Raw genomic sequence first — 23,051 nt, 5'->3', positions numbered from 1 at the left:
GGGAGCCTCCGATGGGAGATGGAATGACCCGGGACAGCGTAGACGGTTGGTGTGCAGGGTGACTGGTCCGACGCCTTGGCGATCACACGGTCCCACGGGCAGGCACCGGCACCCGCCACAGATACCAAGCCGCCACCGTCCGGTAGGGGCTCCAGGCCAGGCCAATGTCGATCATCTGCTTGCGGCCGGGTTGTTGTTCAAGGCCCTTCAGGCGTCGATAGCCTTCGCGCACACCGAAGTCGTCCACTGGCAGGATATCCTGCCGCTCCAGGCTGTAGATCAGCAACATCTCCACGGTCCAGCGTCCGACGCCGCGCAGGGTGACCAGGCGCTCGATCAAGGCTTCGTCGTCCATGGCCAGCGCCGTCGGATAGTCCGGCACCACGCCATCCAGGGCCGCCTGGGCGATGCCCTGGATGGTCGCGATCTTGCTGGCGGAGAATCCGCAACCGCGCAGCTGTTCGAAGTCGGTCGCCAGGATCTGCTCCGGCCTGGGGAAGGTCTGCGTCGGGAACAACGCCAGCAACCGGCCGAAGATCGCATCGCCGGCCCGGGCGTGCAGCTGCTGGTAGGCAATGGCCCGTACCAGGACTTCGTAGGGATCGCGGGCCGGTCTGGGTTGCAGCAGGCAGGGGCCGGTCGTTTCGACATGGCGCCGCCAATCTTCATCGAGGTTGGCAAGAAAGACGCTGGCATCGTGGTACGGCACGGGCATCAGGGCGTTGTCCTCGGACTGATCAGAACGCCAGGGGCAGGGTAACCTGCACCGCGGCTTTTTCCAGGCGCAGCAGGAAGGCCTTGCGCGGTTGCCCACCACCATAGCCGGTCAAGGAACCGTCTGCACCGATCACCCGGTGGCACGGTACAACGATGGCCAGGCGATTCTGACCATTGGCCAGCCCCACGGCACGGCTGGCGCCAGGGCTACCGAGTACGGCGGCGATGGCGCCATAGCTGCGAGTCTCGCCATAGGGGATTTTTTGCAGTTCGGCCCAGACCCGCACGGCGAACGCACTGCCAGGCATGTGCAACGGGACATTGAATGTCGTGAGGTTCCCGGCGAAATAATCTGTCAGTTCGGTTTCGATCTGCTGCAAGTGCGCGTTGTGCCCCGGCGCGACGGTGTAGCCGTAGCGCTGTTGCAGTTCCTCGATTTCCCGGGTCAGGGCGGGGCGGTCGAGAAACTCCAGCAGTACCAGTCCGCGTCGTTCGGCCATGGCCAGCATCGGCCCCAATGGCGTGGTCAGGCGCGTGAACAGCAGGGGTTCACTGTGGGCTGCGCGGCCAGGCGTGATGTGGAAAGATTTTACGAACGCATCGCGAAAGCCGCTCAGGGACTCATAGCCCGAATCGAACGCCGCGTTGTCGATGGAGTTGCCGTCCTTGATCCCCCCCAGGGCGATGCCCAGGCGCCGGGTCCGCAGGTACGCGTGGAAGGTCATGCCGAAATGCTGCTTAAACCAGCGCCGCAGTTTCAAGGGCTCGATGCCCTGTTCCAGCAGCAGGGCGTCTGTCCAGCGCAGATCGGGTTCAGTGTCCACGGCCTTGAGCAGCGCCTGGATCCAGTCTGGTGCGATGGCGGCTGCATCCAGGGGCTTGCAGCGCAGGCAGGCGCGGTAACCGGCTGACATGGCTTCGTCGGCATGGGCGAAGAACTCCACGTTCTCCGGTTTGGGTTTGCGCGCCGTGCAGGCGGGGCGACAGAAAATGCCGGTGGTCTTGACCGCGGTGAAGAACACCCCCTCGTAGGCGGTGTCTCGTTCGAGCATGGCGCGGACCATCTCGGCGTGGGGTGGGAGCAGCGAGTCTTGTCTGTTCATGGGGCTGAGCATAGAGCTGCATCCGGTACAGCTCCACCGAAAAATCGACAGTGAATTTTCTGTCGTTGGTCGGACAACCGCGAACAAAAACTGAACCTTTGAATCTTAAAGGTTCAACCGTTGATTTTGTCTTTCGGAGACAACATGTCCAAGCACAAGAAGTCATTAATTGCCGCCGCAGTCTGCACCCTGATGCTAGGGGCGTCTGCCTTGCTGCCGGCGGATCTGTCGCCCATCGGCGCGAGCTATGCTGCTGGGGGTGGAAATGGGGGCGGTCATGGCGGTGGCAACGGAGGCGGCAGCGGCGGAGGCAATGGCGGCGGCAACGGCAAATCCAGCGACTCCAGTGGCCATGGCAAGGGCCTGAGCAGCGATCACACCGGCACCGCGACACGCACCCGCGATCATGGCGTGAGCGGCAAACACACCGGGACCACTCGCACTGACCGTACGAGCCATGCATCGGTCACGTCGAGCATTGCCAATGATCGCGACACCCGCGGCTTGACCAAGGCTTCGGCAATCTCCGACACCACACCCGGTACCCACAACACTAAAGGACTGACCAACGCGACCAGCTCTTCAATCAAGAACGACCGCTGATTGTCCGAAAAAACCGCGCTGCCTCTATCGAGGCGGCGCGGTTTTTTTTGCCGCGTATTTTGCAAAAGAACCGAAGGGTTCAGTACTTCCAGAATACGGGTGTGAACAATACCAGGACGGTCAGGATCTCCAGGCGACCGAGCAACATGCCAACGGTCAACAGCCATTTTGCGGCATCCGGCAATGTCGAGAAGTTGCCCGCCGGCCCGATGATCGACCCCAGCCCCGGTCCCACGTTGCACACGGCGGTAGCTGCGCCGGTCAGGGCTGTTGTCCAGTCCAGGCCGATCAGTGCCAGCCCCAGGGCGATAGCGCCGATGGTAATGGCGAAGAAAAATGAAAACGTCAGCAGCGAGCGGGCAATGTCTTCATCGATGGGATGGTTGTTGTATTTCTTCTGGATCACTGCCCGCGGATGGATCAATTGTTTCAAGCTGCCCATCAGCAAGGCTCGGGCCACCTGAAAGCGAAAGATCTTCAGGCCACCGGCGGTTGATCCGGAACAGCCGCCGACGAACGTGAGATAGAAGAACAATAACAAGGCAAAGCTGCCCCAAAGGGTGTAGTCGCCTAGCGCAACGCCCGTGGTGGTGACCACGGAAGTCACGTTGACGGCCACGATACGGACTGCATCCCACCATGTGTAGTCACTGTTCAGGCTCAGCCATGTTCCAACCACGAGCCAGGTGACGACCAAAAAGCCGATAAATCCCCTGACTTGCTGGTCCTTGAGCAACGCTCGCCTGTTGCCCCGCAAGGTGGCTACATACAAGGTAAATGGCAGTGAACCGGCCATCATGACGACGACCGATACCCAATGGATGGCCGGCTGAGGCCAGTGCGCCAGGGAGGAGTCCGACGTGGAAAAGCCACCCGTGGAGATCAGGGACATCGCGTGATTGATCGCTTCGAAAGGCGTCATGCCTGCCAGCCACAAGGCCAGGGCTGCCAGGGCGCTCAAACCTATATAGATCCACAGAATGTAGTTTGCCGCGACGTGGGAGCGCGGCGTGACCTTTTCCGACCAATCCGACGACTCGGTCTGGAACAGCCGCATGCCGCCGACCCGCAGCAGCGGCAAGACCGCCACCGCCATGCCGATAAAACCGATCCCGCCAAGCCATTGCAGCATCGAGCGCCAGATCAACAGGCCGGGGGATGCGCTGTCCAGTCCGGTCAGGACGGTCGAGCCAGTGGTGGTGATACCGGACATGGTCTCGAAGAAGGCGTCGGTGTAGCTGATGTGCTGGATCAACACCAGCGGCAGTGCGCAGAACATGCAGACAACGACCCAACTGGCGGTCGTCAACAGGTACATGTCCCGAGGGCGCATCTGCGTGTGTGCGGGTCGTCCGCGAGCGACCAGCGCGATGCCACAGGTGAAGGTGATCAGGCTCGACCATAAAAATGCCGAGAGGTCATCGTTCCGCCCATAGATCATCAGCGTGATGAGCGGAATCACCATGCTCGCGGCCAGAGTGATCAGGAAAATACCGAGAATGAAACCAATGAATCGCAATACCGCAAAGGACATAGGGCACGCCTGACTGAATGAGCCGCACAGTATCGGCTCCACAGGCCGGATACTGCATAAAATTTACATAAAAATCACCGCGATACCGCGTGGTTGCAATGGGCAGTTTTGTTCAATACCTGCGTCTTTCGCAGATTTACTGTGTGCGCCACCTCACCAACATGAAGAAGGTATGCGATGACTCTGTTTTTCTCCATGGCGGCGTTTGCGCTTGTCGCCTCCATCACGCCCGGCCCGGTCAATATCGTAGCCCTCAGCTCCGGGGCCCGGTACGGCTTTCGTGCGACGTTGCGCCATGTGGCCGGTGCAACCTTGGGCTTCGTCCTGCTGCTGGTGTTGATGGGGCTGGGTTTGCACGAAGTCCTGCAGCGCTGGCCCGACCTCACGCGAGTGGTGCAGTTGGGCGGCGTGGCGTTCCTGTTGTTCATGGCCTGGAAGCTGGCCCGGGATAACGGACACCTGGGAAGCGCGGATGAAGGGCGCGCGCCCTCGATGTTCCATGGGGCACTGATGCAATGGCTCAACCCCAAGGCCTGGCTGGCCTGTGTCGCGGGAATGGGCGCCTTCGTGGCCGATGGTGAAGCGAGGCTGGTCTGGCAATTCGCAGCCGTCTACCTGGTGATCTGCTACGTTTCCGTGGGGTGCTGGGCGTATGCGGGCAGTTTCCTGCGCAACTGGCTGGGCAATCCGGCGACCATGCGCTGGTTCAATCGGACGATGGCGGGGTTGTTGGTAGCCAGTGCGGTGTATTTGTTGCTGCCTTGAGGTATCTCGGGTGTTTTGACCTGCACGCTTTTTTGTGGCGAGGGGATAAATCCCCTCGCCACAGGGGATCACCCGATGGCCCGTGTCAGCCGCGATACTGCCCTGGCGTCGCCGCCAGGTGCTGCTTGAACGCTCGCTGGAAATGCGCCTGGTCGGCGAATCCGCTGTCCAGGGCGACGTCGGCGATCAGCTTGCCTTCGCGCAATTGCCGGCGGGCGAACTGGATCCGGCGATTGACCAGGAAGGCATGGGGCGTCATCCCGTAATGGCGCTTGAAAGCCCGGCTCAGGTAGGACGGTGACAGTTGAGCGGCGCTGCAGATGTCTTCGAGCTTCAAGGCTTCGGCGCAATGGTCGTGGATGAACTGTGCCGCTCGCATCAAACCGGGATGGCTGCCCCGGTCCGGACGTCCCGCCGGGTTGAGGCGCTGTTGCAGATCGATGAAGAACGCCTCGGCGGCGGCCTGTTTGGACGGGGGGGCGAGCCGTTCATCCACCAATTGCCCATACAACCCTTGCAACGCGGCAAACAGCTCGGCATCGCGGCTGTGGGTGGTGGCAAAGCCCTGGAAATCCAGCTGCTCGTCAAAGCCGATCCGCCGTTGCAGGTCCCTCAGCCACAGGGTGTCGACGTAGAGCATCACGTATGACCATGGCTGATCGTCAATCGGGTTGCAGGCATGGACATCCCCAGGGTTCATCAGCACCACGGTGCCGCTTTCGACTTTGAAATTCGACTGCTCATGCACGTAGGTGCTGCATCCGGCAGTGATCGCCCCGATGGAGAAATGGTCGTGGGAATGCCGTGAATAACAGACCTTGCGCCCATCCGCGATGGCCCGGGCTTCAATGAAGGGCAAGGCCGCATCGCGCCAGAAACGGGGGGCGGAATCCTGGGGGACGGGCTTCATCGGTCAGCGCCTCTTATTGAACCTGTGTCGCAGTGTATAAGCCCTCGTCGGCAAATGCCCGTCTGATTCAGTCATGCGACCTCATCAGCGGTGGAAGCGGAGTGGGGCTGGGCTAGACTGGAACCAGTACCGACAACGGAGTGACCGATGCTCGAACCAGGTAAACCTGACGACGAAGCCGTCCGTCTCAAGACTCTGCAATCGCTGAAACTGCTCGATACCGCACCCGAAGAGCGCTTCGATCGATTGACCCGCCTCGCTCGACGCCTGTTCGATGTGCCTATCGCGCTGGTGTCCCTGGTGGATACCAACCGGCAGTGGTTCAAATCCAGGAGTGGCATGAACATCAGTGAAACGCCGCGGGCGATTTCCTTCTGTGGGCATGCGATCTTGCAGGATCAGATCATGGAGGTTAGCGACGCGGAGCAGGACGAACGCTTTCGAGACAATCCGTTGGTCACGGGTGACCCCGGCATTCGCTTCTATGCGGGGCAACCGTTGAGGCTGGAGGGTGGCAGCAAGCTGGGGACGCTATGCCTGATCGATACCCGTCCGCGCAAGCTCGATGACGAAGAGCGCGAGCTGCTGCGCGACCTGGCGCGCATGGCCGAGCAGGAAATGGTCGCCGTGCAGATGGCGAGCATGGACGAACTGACCCTGCTGTCCAATCGACGTGGCTTCAGGACACTGGCCCAACATGCGCTGGACGTGTGTGAGCGCCTATCGCGACCGGCGACGCTGCTGTACTTCGACCTCAATGATTTCAAACCCATCAACGACCGCTTCGGGCATGCCGAGGGTGATCGCGCGCTGAAAACCTTCGCCGACGTGCTGCGCATCGCCTTTCGCGAAAGCGACGTGATCGGCCGTCTGGGCGGTGATGAGTTCGTGGCCTTGCTCACCGGCTCTTCCCATGTCGAGATCTCGGCGATCATGGCGCGACTCCGGGAAGTCCTCGATGAGCGCAATGCGATGCTGCAGCGCGGCTACGACATCCGCTTCAGCGTCGGGCAGGTCGAGTACGGGCCACAACACCACGAATCGATCGACAGCTTGCTGGCTGACGCCGACGCAGCCATGTATGCCCATAAACAGGGCAAACGGTGCTGATGCCCTCCAACACCTGCAACTGAACACCGCTATCGCGAGCAGGCTCGCACAAGGGGAATGGGGGCTGGAGCATCGGGAATGAAAAAAAACGCCGCTCGTCCTTTTCAGGGCGAGCGGCGTTTTTCAGGCGCGGCGAAGATTACTCTTCGATGTTGCCCATGGCGGTGGTGTTGAAGCCGCCGTCCACGTACATGATTTCACCGCTGATGCCCGACGCCAGGTCGGAGCACAGGAAGGCGCCGGCGTTGCCGACTTCTTCGATGGTGACGTTGCGACGCAGCGGGGTTTGCGCTTCGTTGGCGGCCAGCATCTTGCGGAAGTTCTTGATGCCGGAAGCGGCGAGGGTGCGGATCGGACCTGCCGAGACACAGTTGACGCGGGTGCCGTCCGGGCCCAGGGAGCCGGCCAGGTAGCGCACGCCGGCTTCCAGGGAAGCCTTGGCCATGCCCATGACGTTGTAGTTCGGCATGGTGCGCTCGGCACCCAGGTACGACAGGGTCAGCAGGCTGCCGTTGCGGCCTTTCATCATTTCGCGGCCAGCCTTGGCCAGGGCAACGAAGCTGTAGGCGCTGATGTCGTGGGCGATGCGGAAGCCTTCACGGGTGGTGGCTTCGGTGAAGTCGCCGTCCAGCTGGTCGCCCGGGGCGAAGCCCACGGAGTGCACGATGCAGTCCAGGCCGTCCCACTTCTTGCTCAATTCTTCGAAGACCTTGGCGATTTCTTCATCGCTGGCCACGTCGCACGGGAAGCACAGCTCAGGGCTCGAACCCCAGCCTTGGGCGAACTCTTCGACACGACCCTTGAGTTTGTCGTTCTGATAAGTGAAGGCAAGTTCAGCGCCCTCGCGATGCATGGCGGCGGCGATGCCGGATGCGATGGACAGCTTGCTGGCGACACCGACGATCAGTACGCGCTTACCGGCGAGAAAACCCATGTGTTGCTCCTCTTTCAGGTTATTCGGCAGTTGTTGGGGCCAGGAAGGCGGCCTCCAGCAACTGCTGTGTATAGGGGTGTTGCGGCGCGGCGAATATGCTGCGGGCATCACCTTGTTCGACCACTTGGCCATGCTTGACCACCATCAGTTGGTGGCTCAGCGCTTTGACGACAGCCAGGTCATGGCTGATAAACAGGTACGTCAGGTTGTACTTGGTTTGCAGCGACCGCAACAGCTCCACCACCTGGCGTTGCACGGTACGGTCCAGGGCCGACGTCGGTTCATCCAGCAGAATCAACGCCGGCTTGAGCACCAGGGCCCGGGCAATGGCGATACGCTGCCGTTGCCCTCCGGAAAACTCATGGGGGTAGCGGTTCCGGGTGTCCGGGTCCAGGCCTACCTCCTTCAATGCCGCGATTATCGCTTGTTCCTGTTCGGCTTCGGTGCCGATCTTATGGATCCGCAGGCCTTCACCGACGATCTGGCCCACACACATCCGCGGGCTCAGGCTACCAAACGGGTCCTGAAACACCACTTGCATCTCCCGGCGCAGCGGTCGTACCTGTTGCTGCGTCAGGCTGTCCAGCTGCTTGCCTTCGAAGCGGATCCCGCCCTGGCTGCCGATCAACCGCAAGATCGCCAGCCCCAGGGTGGACTTGCCGGAACCGCTCTCGCCGACGATGCCCAGGGTCTGGCCCTGGGGCAGGCTGAAGCGAATGCCGTCCACGGCCTTGATGTAATCCACCGTGCGCTTGAACAGGCCTTTCTTGATCGGGAACCAGACTTTCAGGTCCTCGACCTGCAACAACGGCGGACCGACAACGTTGTTTGCCGGGGTGCCGCTGGGTTCTGCACCCAGTAGTTCCCGAGTGTACGGATGCTGCGGCGCGCGGAACAACTCCTCGCACGATGCCTGTTCGACGATGCAACCGCGCTGCATGACACATACGCGATGCGCAATTCTTCGCACAAGGTTCAAATCGTGGCTGATCAGCAGCAGCGACATGCCCAATCGTGCCTGCAGATCCTTGAGCAGATCGAGGATTTTCAGCTGGACGGTGACGTCCAGGGCCGTGGTCGGCTCGTCGGCGATCAGCAGTTCCGGCTCGTTGGCCAGGGCCATGGCGATCATCACCCGTTGGCGCTGACCGCCGGACAGTTCGTGGGGCAGGGCCTTGAGGCGCTTGTGCGGCTCGGGGATGCCCACCAGTTCCAGCAACTCAACGGTCCGTCGGGTCGCGACCTTGCCAATCAGGCCCTTGTGCAGGCCGAGCACTTCATTGATCTGCTTGCCTATGGAGTGCAGCGGATTGAGGGACGTCATCGGCTCCTGGAAGATCATCGCGATCCGGTTGCCACGGATGTGACGGATGGTTTTTTCCTTCAGCCCCAGCATATTCTGCCCGGCGTACTGAATGGCGCCGGTGGGATGGTGGGCCAGCGGGTAGGGCAGCAGCCGCAGGATCGAGTGGGCAGTCACCGACTTGCCCGAGCCGCTTTCCCCCACCAGTGCCAGGGTTTCGCCGCGCTTGATGTCGAAGCTGACACCCTCGATCACGCGCTGGCGGTGTTGCCCGACAACGAACTCCACCGCCAGGTCGCGGACTTCGATCAGATTGTCCTGGTTCATTTCACTTCCTCGGATCGAAGGCATCGCGAGCGGACTCGCCGATGAACACCAGCAGGCTCAGCATGATCGCGAGTACGGCGAATGCGCTGATGCCCAGCCAGGGCGCCTGGAGGTTGGATTTGCCTTGGGCCACCAGTTCGCCCAGGGACGGCGCGCCGGCAGGCAGGCCGAAACCGAGGAAGTCCAGGGCGGTGAGGGTGCCGATGGCGCCGGTAAGGATGAAAGGCATGAATGTCATGGTCGAAACCATGGCGTTGGGCAGGATATGACGGAACATGATCGCACCGTTCTGCATGCCCAGGGCTCGGGCGGCGCGCACGTATTCGAGGTTGCGCCCACGCAGGAACTCGGCGCGCACCACGTCCACAAGGCTCATCCAGGAGAACAGCAGCATGATCCCCAGCAGCCACCAGAAATTGGGCTGGACGAAGCTGGCCAGGATAATCAGCAGGTAAAGCACCGGCAGGCCGGACCAGATTTCCAGGAACCGCTGGCCGGCCAGGTCGACCCAACCGCCATAGAACCCCTGCAAGGCGCCGGCAATGACGCCAATGATCGAGCTGAGCAATGTCAGGGTCAGGGCGAACAGTACCGAAATGCGGAAACCATAGATCACTCGGGCCAGTACATCGCGGCCCTGGTCGTCGGTGCCCAGCCAGTTTACCTCGGAGGGAGGCGCGGGGGCCGGGACCTTCAGGTCGTAGTTGATGCTCTGGTAGCTGAACGGAATCGGTGCCCACAGCACCCAGGCATCCTTGGCTGCCAGCAAGTCGCGGATGTATGGGCTCTTGTAGTTGGCTTCCAGCGGAAATTCGCCGCCGAAGGTGGTTTCCGGGTAGCGCTTGAGGGCCGGGAAGTACCAGCCACCGTCGTAATGCACCAGCAGGGGCTTGTCGTTGGCGATCAGTTCGGCGCCCAGGCTGAGCACGAACAGGATCAGGAACAGCCACAGCGACCACCAGCCACGCTTGTTTGCCTTGAACAGTTCGAGCCGGCGGCGATTGAGGGGGGACAGGTTCATCTCAATGCTCCCGGCTTTCGAAGTCGATGCGTGGATCGACGAAGGTGTAGGTCAGGTCACCGATCAGCTTCACCACCAGCCCCAGCAGGGTGAAGATGAACAGGGTGCCGAAGACCACCGGGTAATCGCGGTTGATGGCCGCTTCGAAACTCATCAGCCCGAGGCCGTCGAGGGAGAAAATCACCTCCACCAGCAAGGAACCGGTGAAGAAAATGCCAATGAATGCCGAAGGGAAACCGGCGATCACCAGCAGCATGGCGTTGCGGAACACATGGCCGTAGAGCACCCGGTTGCGGGTCAGGCCCTTGGCCTTGGCGGTGACCACGTATTGTTTGTTGATCTCATCGAGGAAGCTGTTTTTGGTCAGCAGGGTCATCGTAGCGAAGTTGCCGATGACCAGAGCCGTCACTGGTAGCGCCAGGTGCCAGAAATAATCGAGGATCTTGCCTCCCCAGGTCAGTTGGTCGAAATTGTTCGAGGTCAGCCCGCGCAACGGAAACCAGTCGAAATAGCTGCCACCGGCGAACACCACGATCAGCAGGATGGCAAACAGGAATGACGGAATTGCATAGCCGATGATGATCGCCGAACTGGTCCATACGTCAAAATGGCTGCCATGCCGCGTGGCCTTGGCGATCCCCAGAGGGATCGACACAAGGTACATGATCAGCGTGCTCCATAGCCCGAGAGAGATGGACACCGGCATCTTTTCCTTGATCAGGTCAATGACCTTGGCGTCGCGGAAGAAACTGTCGCCGAAATCCAGGTGGGCGTAGTTCTTGATCATGATCCACAGGCGTTCGGGCGCCGACTTGTCGAAGCCGTACATGCGCTCGATTTCCTTGACCAGCGCCGGGTCCAGGCCCTGGGCGCCGCGATAGGACGAACCGGCCACCGACACTTCCGCGCCGCCGCCGGCGATGCGGCTGGTGGCGCCTTCGAAGCCTTCGAGCTTGGCGATCATCTGCTCCACCGGCCCTCCGGGCGCGGCCTGGATGATGATGAAGTTGATCAGCAGAATGCCGAACAGGGTCGGGATAATCAGCAGCAGCCGCCGGAAAATATAAGCCAGCATCGGGTTACTCCACGCTCGCCGGGGCAGCGTTGTTCTGTTGTTCGATCACTTGCTTTACTTCATCGGCAGGTTTGGTGTCCGGCTTGACCCACCAGGTGGTCGTGCCGATGTCATAGGTCGGCGTGACTTTCGGATGAGCGATGTGGTTCCAGTAGGCCACGCGCCAGGTCTTGATGTGCCAGTTGGGAATCACGTAGTAGCCCCATTGGAGCACGCGATCCAGGGCTCGGGCGTGGGCCACCAGGCTCTTGCGTGAGTCGGCGTTGATCAGTTGTTCCACCAGCTCGTCGACGGCCGGATCCTTCAAACCCATGGTATTGCGGCTGCCGGGCCTGTCGGCGGCGGCCGACATCCAGAACTCGCGCTGCTCGTTACCCGGCGAGCTGGACTGCGGGAAGCTGCCCACCATCAGATCGAAATCCCGGGAGCGCACGCGGTTGACGTACTGGGACACGTCGACCCGACGGATCACCAGCTCGATGCCCAGGTCACTCAGGTTGCGCTTGAACGGTAGCAGCACCCGTTCGAATTCGGTCTGTGCCAGCAGGAACTCCAGCACCACCGGTTTGCCCTGGGTATCGACCATCTTGTCGTCGACGATGCGCCAGCCGGCTTCTTGCAGCAACTGATAGGCCTTGCGCTGCTGCTCGCGGATCATGCCGCTGCCATCGCATATCGAAGGCTGGAACGCTTCGGTGAAGACCTGCTCGGGAATCTTGCCGCGCAGGGGCTCGAGGATTTTCAGTTCGTCTTCACCGGGCAGGCCAGTGGCAGCCATTTCCGAATTCTCGAAATAACTGCGGGTGCGGGCATAGGCGCCGTTGAACAGTTGCTTGTTGGTCCATTCGAAGTCCAGCAGCAGGCTCAGGGCCTTGCGCACCCGCACGTCCTGGAACACCGGGCGACGGAGGTTGTAGATGAAGCCCTGCATGCCGGTGGGGTTGCCGTTGGGAATCTGTTCCTTGATCAGCCGGCCTTCGGCGACGGCCGGGATGTTGTAGGCGTTGGCCCAGTTCTTGGCGGTCATTTCCAGCCAGAAATCGAACTGCCCGGCTTTCAGGGCCTCGACCGCGACGGTGTTGTCGCGGTAGTAGTCGGTGGTCAGCACATCGAAGTTGTAGAAGCCGCGATTGACCGGAAGGTCCTTGCCCCAATAGTCCTTGACCCGCTCATAGCGGATCGAGCGTCCGGCTTTCACCTCGGCGACCCTGTAGGGGCCGCTGCCCAGGGGGGGCTCCAGGTTACCCGAGTTGAAGTCGCGATCAGCCCACCAGTGCTTGGGCAACACCGGCAGTTGGCCGAGGATCAGCGGCAGTTCACGGTTGTTCGTGTGCTTGAACTTGAACAGCACCTTGAGCGGGTCTTCGGCGATGACTTCGGCGACGTCGTTGTAATAGCCGCGGAACATCGGTGCGCCGTCCTTGGTCAGGGTCTGGAAGCTGAAGACCACGTCTTCGGCGCGTACCGGATGGCCGTCGTGGAACCGGGCTTCGGGACGCAGGTAGAAACGCACCCAGGCATTGTCCGGGGCTTTCTCGATTTTTTCGGCGAGCAGGCCGTATTCGGTGAAGGGTTCGTCGAGGCCTTGCTTGGCCAGGGTGTCGTAGATCAGGCCGATGTCATCAGCCGGCACGCCTTTGCTGATGAACGGGTTGAGGCTGTCGAAGCTGCCAAAGCCACCCTGGCGGAATATCCCGCCCTTGGGCGCGTCCGGGTTCACATAGTTGAAGTGCTTGAAATCGGCCGGATATTTCGGTGGCTCGTTGTACAGGGTCAAGGCGTGCTGCGGCGCGGCGCAGGCCAGCCCGGCGAAAAGCAGGCCACCGGCCTGCAGGAGCAGGGCGCGTAAAGGCTTCATTGATCTTTCTCCGAAGATTTCAGCCACCACGCGTTCAGGCCCAGGGTGTAGGGCGGCGTGGTGACAAAGGCGAACCGGTTACGGTAGGCCAGGCGATGATAATTCAGATACCAGTTGGGAATGCAGTAGTGCTGCCACAACAGTACACGGTCCAGGGCTCTGCCGGCGGCAACCTGTTCGTCGCGGGTCTGGGCGGCGAGCAGTTTTTCCAGCAAGTGGTCGACCACGGGGTTGGCGATCCCGGCGTAATTCTTGCTGCCCTTGACTCCGACCTGGCTGGAATGGAAGTACTGCCATTGCTCCAGGCCCGGGCTGAGCGTCTGGTTCAGGGTCAGCAGGACCATGTCGAAGTCGAACTGGTCCAGGCGCTGTTTGTACTGGGCGCGATCCACGGTGCGCAGACGGGCCTGGATGCCGATGTTGGTGAGGTTCTCGACGTAGGGCTGCAGGATGCGCTCCAGGTTCGGGTTCACCAGCAGGATCTCGAAACTCAGGGGCTTGCTGTCGCTGTTCGACAGACGCTGGCCATGGAGGGTCCATCCGGCCTCTTTCAGCAGCCCGAGGGCCTTGCGCAGGGTTTCCCGGGGAATGCCGCGACCGTCGGTATGGGGCAGGCTGAAGGGTTCGGTGAACAGCCGGGGCGGCAATTGTTCACGGTATGGCTTGAGCAACAGCCATTCGTGGCCCACCGGCAGGTCACTGGCGGAAAATTCGCTGTTGGGGTAGTAACTGAGGGTGCGTTTGTAGGCGCTGCTGAACAGCGTGCGGTTGGTCCACTCGAAGTCGAACATCAACCCCAGGGCCTCTCGCACCTTGATCTCGGCGAACGTGCTGCGCCGGGTGTTCATGAACAGGCCCTGGGTCTGCGTCGGGATCTGGTGGGCGATCTGCGCCTTGATCACGTCGCCACGGTTGACCGCCGGAAAGTCATAACCGTTGGCCCAGTTCTTGGCCTGGTGTTCGATGTAGATGTCGAACTCGCCCGCCTTGAAGGCTTCGAAGGCCACGTCGCTGTCGCGGTAGAACTCCACTTCCATCCGGTCGAAGTTGTACTTGCCGCGATTGACCGGAAGGTCTTTGCCCCAGTAGTCCTTGACCCGCTCGAACACCAGTTGGCGGCCAGGCTGCACCTTGGTGATGCGGTAGGGTCCGCTGCCCAGGGGCGGCTCGAACGTGGTGGACTTGAAGTCGCGGTCTTTCCAGTAATGCTGAGGCAGCACCGGTAGCTCGCCCAGGCGCAGGATCAGCAACGGATTGCCCGAGCGCTTGAAGACAAAACGGATCTTCAGCGGATTGAGGATGTCGACCCGCAGCACTTCCTGCAGGCTGGTGCGGTATTGCGGGTGGCCTTCCTTGAGCAGCGTCCGGTAGGAGAACGCCACATCATAGGCAGTGATCGGGACGCCATCGTGAAACCGCGCCTCGGGTCGCAGGTTGAAGACCACCCAGCTGCGGTTTTCGTTGTATTCCACGCTCTGGGCGATCAGGCCATAGCTCGACGTCGGCTCATCGCCGGAAGGCGCGTACTGGCCCGTGCCGACCATCAGCGGCTCGTTCAGCTCGTTGATGCCGTATTGCAGGAAATTGGGTGTGGAAACCGGGCTGCTGCCCTTGAAGGTATAGGGGTTGAGCGTATCGAAGGTGCCGAATGCCATGACTCGCAAGGTACCGCCCTTGGGCGCTTGCGGGTTGACCCAGTCGAAGTGGGTAAATCGGGCCGGGTACTTGAGCGTGCCAAATTGTGCGTAGCCATGGCTTTCGCTGATGGTTGCGCTGGCGGGGAAGCTCAGGGCCAGGCTGATCAGGAGCGGGAGGAGGGGACGTATCAAGTCTGGTATCCGATCCAGGCGGCTTGGGCTTTCATGGCCTGTACAGTAACAGCTTGTATCGGCAGGAAAAAGGCGGCCTGGGGGGAATGCCGGTCAGTTAGCCGCAAACCTGTGGGAGCGAAGCTTGCTCGCGATTGTGGGGCAGTCGACAACTGTGTTGGCTGGTGCACCGCTATCGCGAGCAAGCTTTGCTCCCACAGGGCTCTGCTTCAAAGGTCTGTGGGGTTCTCACAGGTCAGTGTGGGGAATAGACCGTCAGCATCTGTCCAGGCTTGAGGGCCTTGCCCATGCGTGGGTTCCAGCGCTTGAGGTGTTGCATTTCCACATTGAAGCGCTTGGCCACGACATACAACGAATCACCCTGCTTGACCTTGTATTGGGTCTGCTTGGTCTTTTCCTTGGTGCTGTTGGCGGCCACCACGGTATTGATGCGCTTGCCGGTCGCCTTGGCCGGCCTGGCGTCCTGCATCACCAGGGTCTGGCCGATCTTGAGCTTGCTGCCGCTGAGTTTGTTCCAGCGTTGCAGGTCCTTCGTCTGGACGTGGTTGGCCTTGGCGATCTGGCCCAGGTTGTCACCGCGCTTGACGCGGTAGGTGCGCCTGGCGCCTTCCACTTCAGCGTCATCGGCGGATTCGAAAACCGGTTTGAGCGAGCGCTGGCTGATCAGCTCTTCCGGGCGCATGGTCGACAGGCTGGCGGTCAGCAACTGGGCCTTGGAGGTGGGCACCAGCAGGTGCTGCGGGCCGTCGATGGTGGTGCGCTGCTTGAAGGCCGGGTTGAGCTGGAACAGCTCGTCTTCGTCGATGTTGGCCACCTCCGCGACCTTGGACAGGTCCATGCGCTGGTTGATCTCGACGACCTGGAAGTAGGGCTCATTGGCGATCGGGTTGAGGTTCACCCCATAGGCTTCGGGGGCGAGCACCACCTGGGACAGCGCCAGCAGCTTGGGCACGTAGGCCTGGGTCTCGGCGGGCAGCGGCAGGTTCCAGTAGTCGGTGGGCAGGCCGAGTTTTTCGTTACGCTCGATGGCGCGGCTGACCGTACCTTCGCCGGCGTTATAGGCGGCCAGCGCCAACAGCCAGTCACCGTTGAACATGTCGTGCAGGCGCGTCAGGTAGTCCAGGGCCGCCGTGGTGGAGGCGGTGATGTCGCGACGCCCGTCATAGAAGCGGGTCTGGCGCAGGTTGAAGTAACGACCCGTGGACGGAATGAACTGCCATAGTCCAACGGCGTTGGCCCGTGAATAGGCCATGGGGTTGTAGGCGCTTTCGATCACCGGCAGGAGCGCCAGCTCCAGTGGCATGTTGCGTTCTTCGAGGCGTTCGACGATGTAGTGCATGTACAGGCTGCCGCGCTCACCGGCACCCTCGAGGAACGCCGGGTTGCTGGCGAACCACAGGCGCTGTTGCTCGATACGCGGGTTGACCCCGGCGGTTTCCTGCAACTGGAAGCCCTGGCGCATGCGCTCCCAGATGTCCTGGGGGGCCTGGGGGCTGGGTTTCTCGCTGAGCCAGACCGGCTTCTGCTTGGCACGGGCCGCCATGTTCTTCGGCGTGACCGCGTCGTTCTGGGGGATCTGGCCCGAGCTCTGGCAGCCCGCCAGGATCGCGGACACAGCCACCGCGATGGCTTGAGCCAGGCGGGTCAAAGTAGCTGACGGGACGGACCTGCGTATGGATGACGACATTGGCTGGAAGTAAGTTCCGGGCAAAAATGTCGGCCGATTCTAGAAAGCGCACCCCAACAGGTCAACCATTCAGAATTTTTGTATCAGTCGATGGGGGGCTTAGAACTTATCTTTCCAGGCCCTCAAGGCCGCAAAAACCTCACTCGGCGTCCCGTTTCGCTGGTTGTTCCGTTCGTCTGCTTTTTGTTTAACGGATGTTGCAGTGGTGCGCAGGAATGGGTTGGTGAGTTTTTCCAGGGCCAGGGTCGACGGTAGGGTCATGATGCCCTCGCTGCGCTGTCGGCCGACTTTTTCCAGGCGGGCGGCGATGTCCGGGTTGTCCGGCTCCACCGCAGCGGCGAACTTCAGGTTGCTGAGGGTGTATTCATGGGTGCAATAGACCAGCGTATCGTCCGGCAGGGCGGCGAGGCGGCCGAGGGAGTGGTGCATCTGTTCCGGCGTGCCCTCGAAGAGCCGTCCGCAACCGGCGGCGAACAGGGTGTCGCCGCAAAACAACAGGCCATGGTGGTAATAGGCTATATGCCCCAATGTATGGCCGGGCACGGCGTAGACATCGAAGTCCAGGCCGAGCACCTTGATCTGGTCGTTATCCTTGAGCGCTACGTCCCGCGCCGGGATGTTCTCGCTGGCCGGGCCGCAGACGGTGGCGTTCGTCGCATTTTTCAGCGCCTGGACGCCGCCGACATGATCATGGTGATGGTGGGTGATCAAGATGTCGCTCAAGACCCAGGCCGGATGTGCATCGAGCCAGGCCTGGACAGGCGCGGCGTCACCAGGGTCGACCACGGCGCAGCGGCGGCTGGAGTGATCCTGTAACAACCAGATGTAGTTATCGGTGAAGGCGGGCAGGGCACTGATCTGTATCATCGCGGAATTCGCCAAGCGGAAAACAAAGGCGCATCTTAGAACTTCCTGACGCGTTGGAGAATGCAATGACTGACGAAGCGTTCGCTCAGGCCGATCCTGACTGGCTGGCCTTGATCAGCGCGGCCCGTGAATGGCTGTCCGGCCCCGTCGGGCAATTTTTGCTGGAAGAGGAACGGCGCATGCTCGAAGACGAGCTGAGTCGCTTCTTCGGCGGTTACCTGGTGCACTACGGTCCGTCGGCGCAGACGCCGCCGTCGGCACCGCAGGTCCAGCGCAACGTGCGCCTGGGCGCACCGCTGCCCGGGGTGGAGATCGTCTGCGAGGAGCAGGCCTGGCCGTTGAGCGAGCACGCCGCCGATGTGGTAGTGATGCAGCACGGCCTGGATTTCTGCCTGTCTCCCCACGGCCTGCTGCGTGAAGCCGCCAGCAGCGTGCGCCCAGGTGGTCATCTGTTGATCATCGGTCTCAACCCCTGGAGCACTTGGGGGCTGCGTCATGTCTTCGCCCATGACGCCCTGCGCCAGGCCCGCTGCATCTCGGCATCGAGGGTGGGCGACTGGCTCAACCTGCTGGGCTTCGCGCTGGAGAAACGCCGCTTCGGGTGCTATCGTCCGCCGCTTGCGTCGCCCAAGTGGCAGGCCCGCCTGGCCGGTTGGGAGCGCAAAGCTGGCGACTGGCAGCTGTCCGGTGGCGGCTTCTATCTGCTGGTGGCCCGCAAGATCGTGGTCGGGCTGCGCCCGGTGCGTCAGGTGCGACGCGAGCCGATGGGCAAGCTGATTCCCTTGCCGATGGCCAAGGTCAATCGTCGCCATATCGAGCCATAACTGTTTCCGATGGCCTGCCCGGCATCGTCAACCTGGAGGTTGGCGCTCCCGACTGGCAGGCCTTTGCATTTTTTCTGGATGGATGGGCATGAGCGATAGCGTAGAACTCTTCACTGACGGCGCCTGCAAGGGCAACCCCGGTCCGGGCGGTTGGGGTGCGCTGTTGGTCTTCAAGGGCGTGGAGAAGGAACTCTGGGGGGGCGAAGCCAATACCACCAATAATCGCATGGAACTGATGGGCGCCATCCGCGGCCTGGAGGAACTCAAGCGACCCTGCGACGTGCTGCTGGTGACCGACTCGCAGTACGTGATGAAAGGCATCAACGAGTGGATGGCCAATTGGAAGAAGCGCGGCTGGAAGACCGCCGCGAAAGAACCGGTCAAGAATGCCGACCTCTGGAAGCTGCTGGACGAGCAGGTCAGCCGCCATAACGTGACCTGGAAGTGGGTTCGCGGGCACATCGGCCACCACGGCAACGAACGGGCCGACCAGTTGGCCAACCGTGGGGTGGATGAGGTGCGGGGTTACAAGCAGGCCTGATGCTTCAGCAAAGCCCCCTGCGGCGAGGGGAACCCTGGGAGCAAAGCTTGCTCGCGAAACAGACGCCTCTATTTCAAATACCGCATCGCCTGCATCGCGGGCAAGCCATGCTCCCACAGGTCCGACTGCGGCAGTTTTCCTTGGGCGTGTTACCATCCCCGCCTTTGCAAGCACGCCCGTTGAGAGCTGAACACTGATGGCCAACAGATCTGTAGTACTGGATACCGAAACCACCGGCATGCCGGTGACCGATGGTCACCGGATTATCGAGATCGGCTGTGTCGAGCTGATCGGTCGGCGGCTGACCGGTCGCCACTTCCATGTCTACCTGCAACCGGACCGCGAAAGCGACGAGGGCGCTATCGGTGTCCACGGTATTACCAACGAATTCCTGGTGGGCAAGCCGCGCTTCGCCGAAGTGGCCGATGAATTCTTCGAGTTCATCCAGGGCGCGCAGCTGATCATTCACAACGCGGCATTCGACGTTGGCTTCATCAACAACGAATTCGCCTTGATGGGGCAGCACGACCGGGCCGACATCAGCCAGCATTGCTCCATTCTCGACACCTTGCTGATGGCTCGCGAGCGGCACCCGGGGCAGCGCAACAGCCTCGACGCCTTGTGCAAGCGTTATGGCGTCGATAACTCCGGCCGTGAACTGCACGGCGCCTTGCTCGACTCCGAGATTCTTGCCGACGTCTACCTGACGATGACCGGCGGTCAAACCAGCCTCTCCCTTGCTGGCAACGCGTCGGACGGTAATGGCTCCGGCGAAGGCTCGGGTGGCCGGGCCAGCGAAATTCGTCGTTTGCCCGCCGACCGTCAGCCCGCCCGGATCATTCGTGCCAGTGAAACCGACCTGGCCGAACATGCCGCGCGCCTGGAATCCATCGCCAAGTCCGCTGGCGCCCCGGCACTGTGGACGCAGTTGGCTGAAGCCGGCCAGTGAGGAATTGACGATTGAACCCCTGTGGGAGCGATCCTGCTCGCGATAGCGGTCGAACAGTCACTCACGAGATGACTGGCGCACCGCTATCGCGAGCAGGCTCGCTCCCACAGGGGACAGCAGTGTCATTGTTCATTGTTCATTTCTCGCCACAATCGCCAGTACCTTCTAACCTGAGGTAACGGCAATCCATGGGTAGCCGTTTGATGTATACAGTTTCGAGAGGCAAGGGTAATGGATTGCAACGTGCCATTGGTTGGCTCAAGGAATGAGGACCTATACCAGTATGCAGTCGGTCATGAATCCCAAACACCCAGGCCTGTCCGTGCGGGTCGTCGATGACGGCTTCGCTGCGTACATATGGGGCAGTGATTTCAGTTTTGAAGTCAGCGCCTATGGCGCGGCGCAGATCGGCCAACCCGTGAGCCAATGGCCGGTAACGCCCATTGTTCCCTATCAAAAGTGCTATGGCATCGACCCGGAAGAATTCAGCAGCTTTCACGATGCCCCTGACAGCGAAATCTTCATGGCCTATCTGGATGACCAGCCGGTGGGGCACCTGGTGATCAGTACCAACTGGAACGGCGTTGCCCACATCGACGAACTGGCGGTGCATGCCCCGGCCCGTCGTCATGGGGTGGCCAAGGCTCTGCTCGACGTGGCGCAATTCTGGAGCCGCAAGAAAAAACTCCCGGGGATCATGCTGGAAACCCAGAACAACAACCTGGGTGCCTGCCGGCTCTATGAGCGCTGCGGTTATGTCCTCGGCGGCATCGATCAATTGCGCTATCGCGGAATTGACCGGCATACCGCCGAAGTGGCGCTGTTCTGGTACCGGTTGTTCGACGATCCGCTGGGTATGTCGGTCAATGGTTCAGCAATGCCTCGGCTTGTTCCGTAACCAGCTCCAGCAGCGATTGAAGCGTGGGTGACGCGGGCGCGCCGGTCAGGCGCAGGGCATAGAGGCAGATGGGAATGGCGGGTGACACCGGGCATACGTCCAGCCCGCCATCCTTGGCGCCCGAGGCGGTAAAGGGATCGACGATGGCCAGGCCTTCGCCGGCCTCGACCATGGCGCGCATCATCTGGTGGGTCTGGACGCGGATCTGGATTACCGGTGCCGGGCGCAGCGCTCCGAGTTTATTGTCGAACACCGGGCTCAGCGGATCCTGGCCGTCGAGCCCCACCAGCGACTGGCCAGCGAGATCCTGAAGAGAAATGTACTTTTGCCGCGGCTGCAGCCAGCCGTGAGGGGCCAGCAGTTGCAGTTTTCCCTGGGCGATCATCTGGCAGTGGATGTCCGGATGCTCGGGGTCGTGCAGGCTCAGACCCAGATCGCTGTCGCGCAGCAGCAGGCTGCGGACGATGTCGCGGGTTGGCTGGCTGAGTAGCGTGCAAGGCGCGTCAGGATAGCGGCGGCGCAGGGCGGCCATGCTTCGCGGCAACAGTTGCTGGGCCAATGGTGGGGTGCAGATGATCCGCAGGGGTGGCGCCTGGTAGTGTTTCAAGCTGCTGGCCAACCGCTGTACCGGCTCGAGGGCGTCATACACGCCCGTGATGCCATCGCGCAATTCAAGGGTTTCGCGAGTAGCCTGCAATCGTCCGCGCACACTGGCGAACAGCATGAAGCCCAGTTGAGCTTCGGCATCGCGCAGGGTCGACTCGACGTCAGCGACCGGCAATTGCAGCCATTCGGCCGCCGTGCCCAAGTGGCCGGTCTGCAGCAGCGCCTGGATCACTTCGATGTGGCGTAGTCGCATGCAAGAAGTCCGTGTGCGGCGGGAGAGCCATTGAATGGCTGAATCCTAACCCAAGTCCGGGCATGACTTCTGCTTATGTCATAAAGCTATTTGCGTTTCGGGTTCGCGCACCAATTCAATGCCGGACTGTACCAGCAGGAACCTGTCCTCATCGAGCTTGCTGACCCGATCACCGATGGCCAGTTTGTAGGTGGTGACAGGCTCCTTGCCGTTTCCGTCCGGCGACGGGGTCGATTCCTGGAATTCATGCACCGAATAGACGCGACCTTCGGCGTCCCGCGCATGAAATTGTCCGACAAGTACTGCTGCCATTGCTTAGAACCTCTGGAAATAGATCACTCGATTTACGGTTCTGTAGACCTTGCCCATGCGCGGTAAGTTTTCCTACAAGAAAAAAATAGTCCAAGCGGCCGGTTTTCGACTTTCCGCTGGTCCAATAATCCGCCCGATCATCTATAAGTAGAGTCCCCTTTGATCCCTAGCCGAGAACATCCAATGAGTAATGTCTATACAGTGGCCGTTTTAGTGGGAAGCCTGCGCAAGGCGTCGATCAATCGCAAGTTGGCACTGGCACTGGCGGATCTGGCGCCTGCCAACCTGAAGCTGGAGATCGTCGAGATAGGCGACCTGCCGCTCTACAACGAAGACATTGATGCCTCGCCCCCGGCTGCCTACAGCACCTTCCGCCAGCAGGTGGGCGCAGCCGACGCTTTGCTGTTCGTCACCCCGGAGTACAACCGTTCCGTGCCGGCACCGTTGAAGAACGCCATCGACGTCGGTTCGCGTCCCTACGGCCAGAGCTGCCTGAGCGGCAAGCCGGGTGCGGTGATCAGCGCCTCGCCGGGCGCCATCGGCGGTTTTGGCGCCAATCACCATCTGCGCCAGTCCCTGGTGTTCCTCAATGTGCCGTGCATGCAGCAACCCGAAGGCTACCTGAGCAATGCCGGTACGGCGTTCGATGAGGCGGGTCATGTGTCGGAGTCGGTGAAGCCGTTCCTGCAGACATTCATCAATGCCTATGGCCAGTGGGTCGAGCAGCACAAAAAGGCTTGATGTCCTTGGTGCCTTAGGCAAACAACTTCCTCTGTGGCGAGGGGATTTATCCCCGTTGGAGCGCGCAGCGGTCCCAAAGCTTTTAGGGCTGCGTCGCATCCCTGCGGGGCGGTTCGACGTTTCGCTAAATTCCCTCGCCACAGGTTTATCTCTCGCTTCAGATCCCCCGTCTACTGTCAGCTCTGACAGTAGACGCCTTCACCCCGGCGCGTCCTAATAATCCCGTGGCGAGGGAGCTTGCTCCCGCTGGACTGCGAAGCAGGCCCTTCCCACCGTCATTGCGT

The 23,051-nt window shown here is 61.2% G+C and carries 22 protein-coding genes; 8 read left to right on the top strand and 14 right to left on the bottom strand.

Going from position 1 to position 23,051, the window contains the following annotated elements:
- Positions 1–82 precede the first annotated feature (82 nt).
- Entirely contained in the window at positions 83–715 is a 633-nt protein-coding gene (locus QZH45_RS18095) for a DNA-3-methyladenine glycosylase family protein (RefSeq protein WP_024777011.1), read from the bottom strand.
- 22 nt (positions 716–737) lie between these two features.
- Positions 738–1,820 carry a bifunctional transcriptional activator/DNA repair enzyme AdaA gene (locus QZH45_RS18090; RefSeq protein WP_055136049.1) on the bottom strand — a complete coding sequence of 361 codons (1,083 nt, stop codon included), beginning with the start codon at positions 1,818–1,820 and terminating at the stop codon, positions 738–740.
- Positions 1,821–1,964: 144 nt separating this feature from the next.
- Between QZH45_RS18090 and QZH45_RS18085 the strand changes: the two genes are divergently transcribed.
- Entirely contained in the window at positions 1,965–2,423 is a 459-nt protein-coding gene (locus tag QZH45_RS18085) for a hypothetical protein (protein WP_055136048.1), read from the top strand.
- 79 nt (positions 2,424–2,502) lie between these two features.
- Here QZH45_RS18085 and QZH45_RS18080 read toward each other — a convergent pair whose 3' ends face one another.
- A complete protein-coding gene (locus QZH45_RS18080) occupies positions 2,503–3,957 on the bottom strand; it encodes a TrkH family potassium uptake protein (protein WP_024777008.1) in 1,455 nt (484 codons plus the stop codon).
- 177 nt (positions 3,958–4,134) lie between these two features.
- On the opposite strand from QZH45_RS18080, the gene QZH45_RS18075 reads away from it, so the two are divergent.
- A complete protein-coding gene (locus tag QZH45_RS18075; protein WP_024777007.1) occupies positions 4,135–4,722 on the top strand; it encodes a LysE family translocator in 588 nt (195 codons plus the stop codon).
- A gap of 85 nt (positions 4,723–4,807) precedes the next feature.
- Here QZH45_RS18075 and QZH45_RS18070 read toward each other — a convergent pair whose 3' ends face one another.
- Positions 4,808–5,632: a helix-turn-helix transcriptional regulator gene (locus QZH45_RS18070; RefSeq protein ID WP_024777006.1), complete on the bottom strand. Its 825-nt coding sequence runs from the start codon at positions 5,630–5,632 to the stop codon at positions 4,808–4,810.
- A gap of 147 nt (positions 5,633–5,779) precedes the next feature.
- Here QZH45_RS18070 and QZH45_RS18065 point away from each other — a divergent pair, with 147 nt between their 5' ends.
- On the top strand, positions 5,780–6,742 hold the full coding sequence (locus tag QZH45_RS18065) for a GGDEF domain-containing protein (protein ID WP_024777005.1): 963 nt from the start codon (positions 5,780–5,782) through the stop codon (positions 6,740–6,742).
- A 139-nt stretch (positions 6,743–6,881) separates the two neighbouring features.
- Here QZH45_RS18065 and fabI read toward each other — a convergent pair whose 3' ends face one another.
- From fabI to gloB, 8 genes are all read right to left on the bottom strand, one after another.
- Complete coding sequence (gene fabI / locus QZH45_RS18060) at positions 6,882–7,676, bottom strand: enoyl-ACP reductase FabI (RefSeq protein ID WP_003202751.1); 795 nt, start codon at positions 7,674–7,676, stop codon at positions 6,882–6,884.
- Positions 7,677–7,695: 19 nt separating this feature from the next.
- On the bottom strand, positions 7,696–9,306 hold the full coding sequence (locus tag QZH45_RS18055; protein WP_024777004.1) for an ABC transporter ATP-binding protein: 1,611 nt from the start codon (positions 9,304–9,306) through the stop codon (positions 7,696–7,698).
- A 1-nt stretch (position 9,307) separates the two neighbouring features.
- Positions 9,308–10,327 (bottom strand): ABC transporter permease, encoded by a 1,020-nt coding sequence (locus QZH45_RS18050; RefSeq protein ID WP_024777003.1) that lies wholly within the window; start codon positions 10,325–10,327, stop codon positions 9,308–9,310.
- A 1-nt stretch (position 10,328) separates the two neighbouring features.
- On the bottom strand, positions 10,329–11,402 hold the full coding sequence (locus QZH45_RS18045; RefSeq protein ID WP_024777002.1) for a microcin C ABC transporter permease YejB: 1,074 nt from the start codon (positions 11,400–11,402) through the stop codon (positions 10,329–10,331).
- A gap of 4 nt (positions 11,403–11,406) precedes the next feature.
- A complete protein-coding gene (locus tag QZH45_RS18040; RefSeq protein ID WP_024777001.1) occupies positions 11,407–13,260 on the bottom strand; it encodes an extracellular solute-binding protein in 1,854 nt (617 codons plus the stop codon).
- On the bottom strand, positions 13,257–15,089 hold the full coding sequence (locus QZH45_RS18035; protein ID WP_024777000.1) for an extracellular solute-binding protein: 1,833 nt from the start codon (positions 15,087–15,089) through the stop codon (positions 13,257–13,259). The genes QZH45_RS18040 and QZH45_RS18035 overlap by 4 nt, the downstream gene beginning before the upstream one ends.
- 235 nt (positions 15,090–15,324) lie before the next feature.
- Positions 15,325–16,776, bottom strand: coding sequence for a transglycosylase SLT domain-containing protein (locus QZH45_RS18030; RefSeq protein ID WP_024776999.1), 1,452 nt, complete (start codon positions 16,774–16,776; stop codon positions 15,325–15,327).
- A 99-nt stretch (positions 16,777–16,875) separates the two neighbouring features.
- Positions 16,876–17,643, bottom strand: coding sequence for a hydroxyacylglutathione hydrolase (gene gloB, locus QZH45_RS18025; RefSeq protein ID WP_055135872.1), 768 nt, complete (start codon positions 17,641–17,643; stop codon positions 16,876–16,878).
- A 65-nt stretch (positions 17,644–17,708) separates the two neighbouring features.
- Here gloB and QZH45_RS18020 point away from each other — a divergent pair, with 65 nt between their 5' ends.
- The 4 genes from QZH45_RS18020 to QZH45_RS18005 all read left to right on the top strand — a co-directional run bounded on the left by QZH45_RS18020 (position 17,709) and on the right by QZH45_RS18005 (position 20,855).
- Positions 17,709–18,467: a class I SAM-dependent methyltransferase gene (locus QZH45_RS18020; protein WP_024776997.1), complete on the top strand. Its 759-nt coding sequence runs from the start codon at positions 17,709–17,711 to the stop codon at positions 18,465–18,467.
- 88 nt (positions 18,468–18,555) lie between these two features.
- A complete protein-coding gene (gene rnhA / locus QZH45_RS18015; protein ID WP_024776996.1) occupies positions 18,556–19,008 on the top strand; it encodes a ribonuclease HI in 453 nt (150 codons plus the stop codon).
- Between the two features lie 196 nt (positions 19,009–19,204).
- On the top strand, positions 19,205–19,957 hold the full coding sequence (gene dnaQ / locus QZH45_RS18010; protein ID WP_024776995.1) for a DNA polymerase III subunit epsilon: 753 nt from the start codon (positions 19,205–19,207) through the stop codon (positions 19,955–19,957).
- A 283-nt stretch (positions 19,958–20,240) separates the two neighbouring features.
- Positions 20,241–20,855: a GNAT family N-acetyltransferase gene (locus QZH45_RS18005; protein WP_024776994.1), complete on the top strand. Its 615-nt coding sequence runs from the start codon at positions 20,241–20,243 to the stop codon at positions 20,853–20,855.
- Here the strand turns inward: QZH45_RS18005 and QZH45_RS18000 are convergent.
- On the bottom strand, positions 20,821–21,714 hold the full coding sequence (locus QZH45_RS18000) for a LysR family transcriptional regulator (protein WP_024776993.1): 894 nt from the start codon (positions 21,712–21,714) through the stop codon (positions 20,821–20,823). The genes QZH45_RS18005 and QZH45_RS18000 overlap by 35 nt on opposite strands.
- A gap of 78 nt (positions 21,715–21,792) precedes the next feature.
- Complete coding sequence (locus tag QZH45_RS17995; protein ID WP_024776992.1) at positions 21,793–22,026, bottom strand: hypothetical protein; 234 nt, start codon at positions 22,024–22,026, stop codon at positions 21,793–21,795.
- Positions 22,027–22,209: 183 nt separating this feature from the next.
- Here QZH45_RS17995 and QZH45_RS17990 point away from each other — a divergent pair, with 183 nt between their 5' ends.
- Entirely contained in the window at positions 22,210–22,767 is a 558-nt protein-coding gene (locus tag QZH45_RS17990; RefSeq protein ID WP_024776991.1) for an NADPH-dependent FMN reductase, read from the top strand.
- Positions 22,768–23,051 lie beyond the last annotated feature (284 nt).

Source organism: Pseudomonas corrugata, assembly GCF_050920615.1.
Classification (GTDB): domain Bacteria; phylum Pseudomonadota; class Gammaproteobacteria; order Pseudomonadales; family Pseudomonadaceae; genus Aquipseudomonas; species Aquipseudomonas corrugata.
This window is presented reverse-complemented; position numbering and strand designations above follow the sequence as displayed.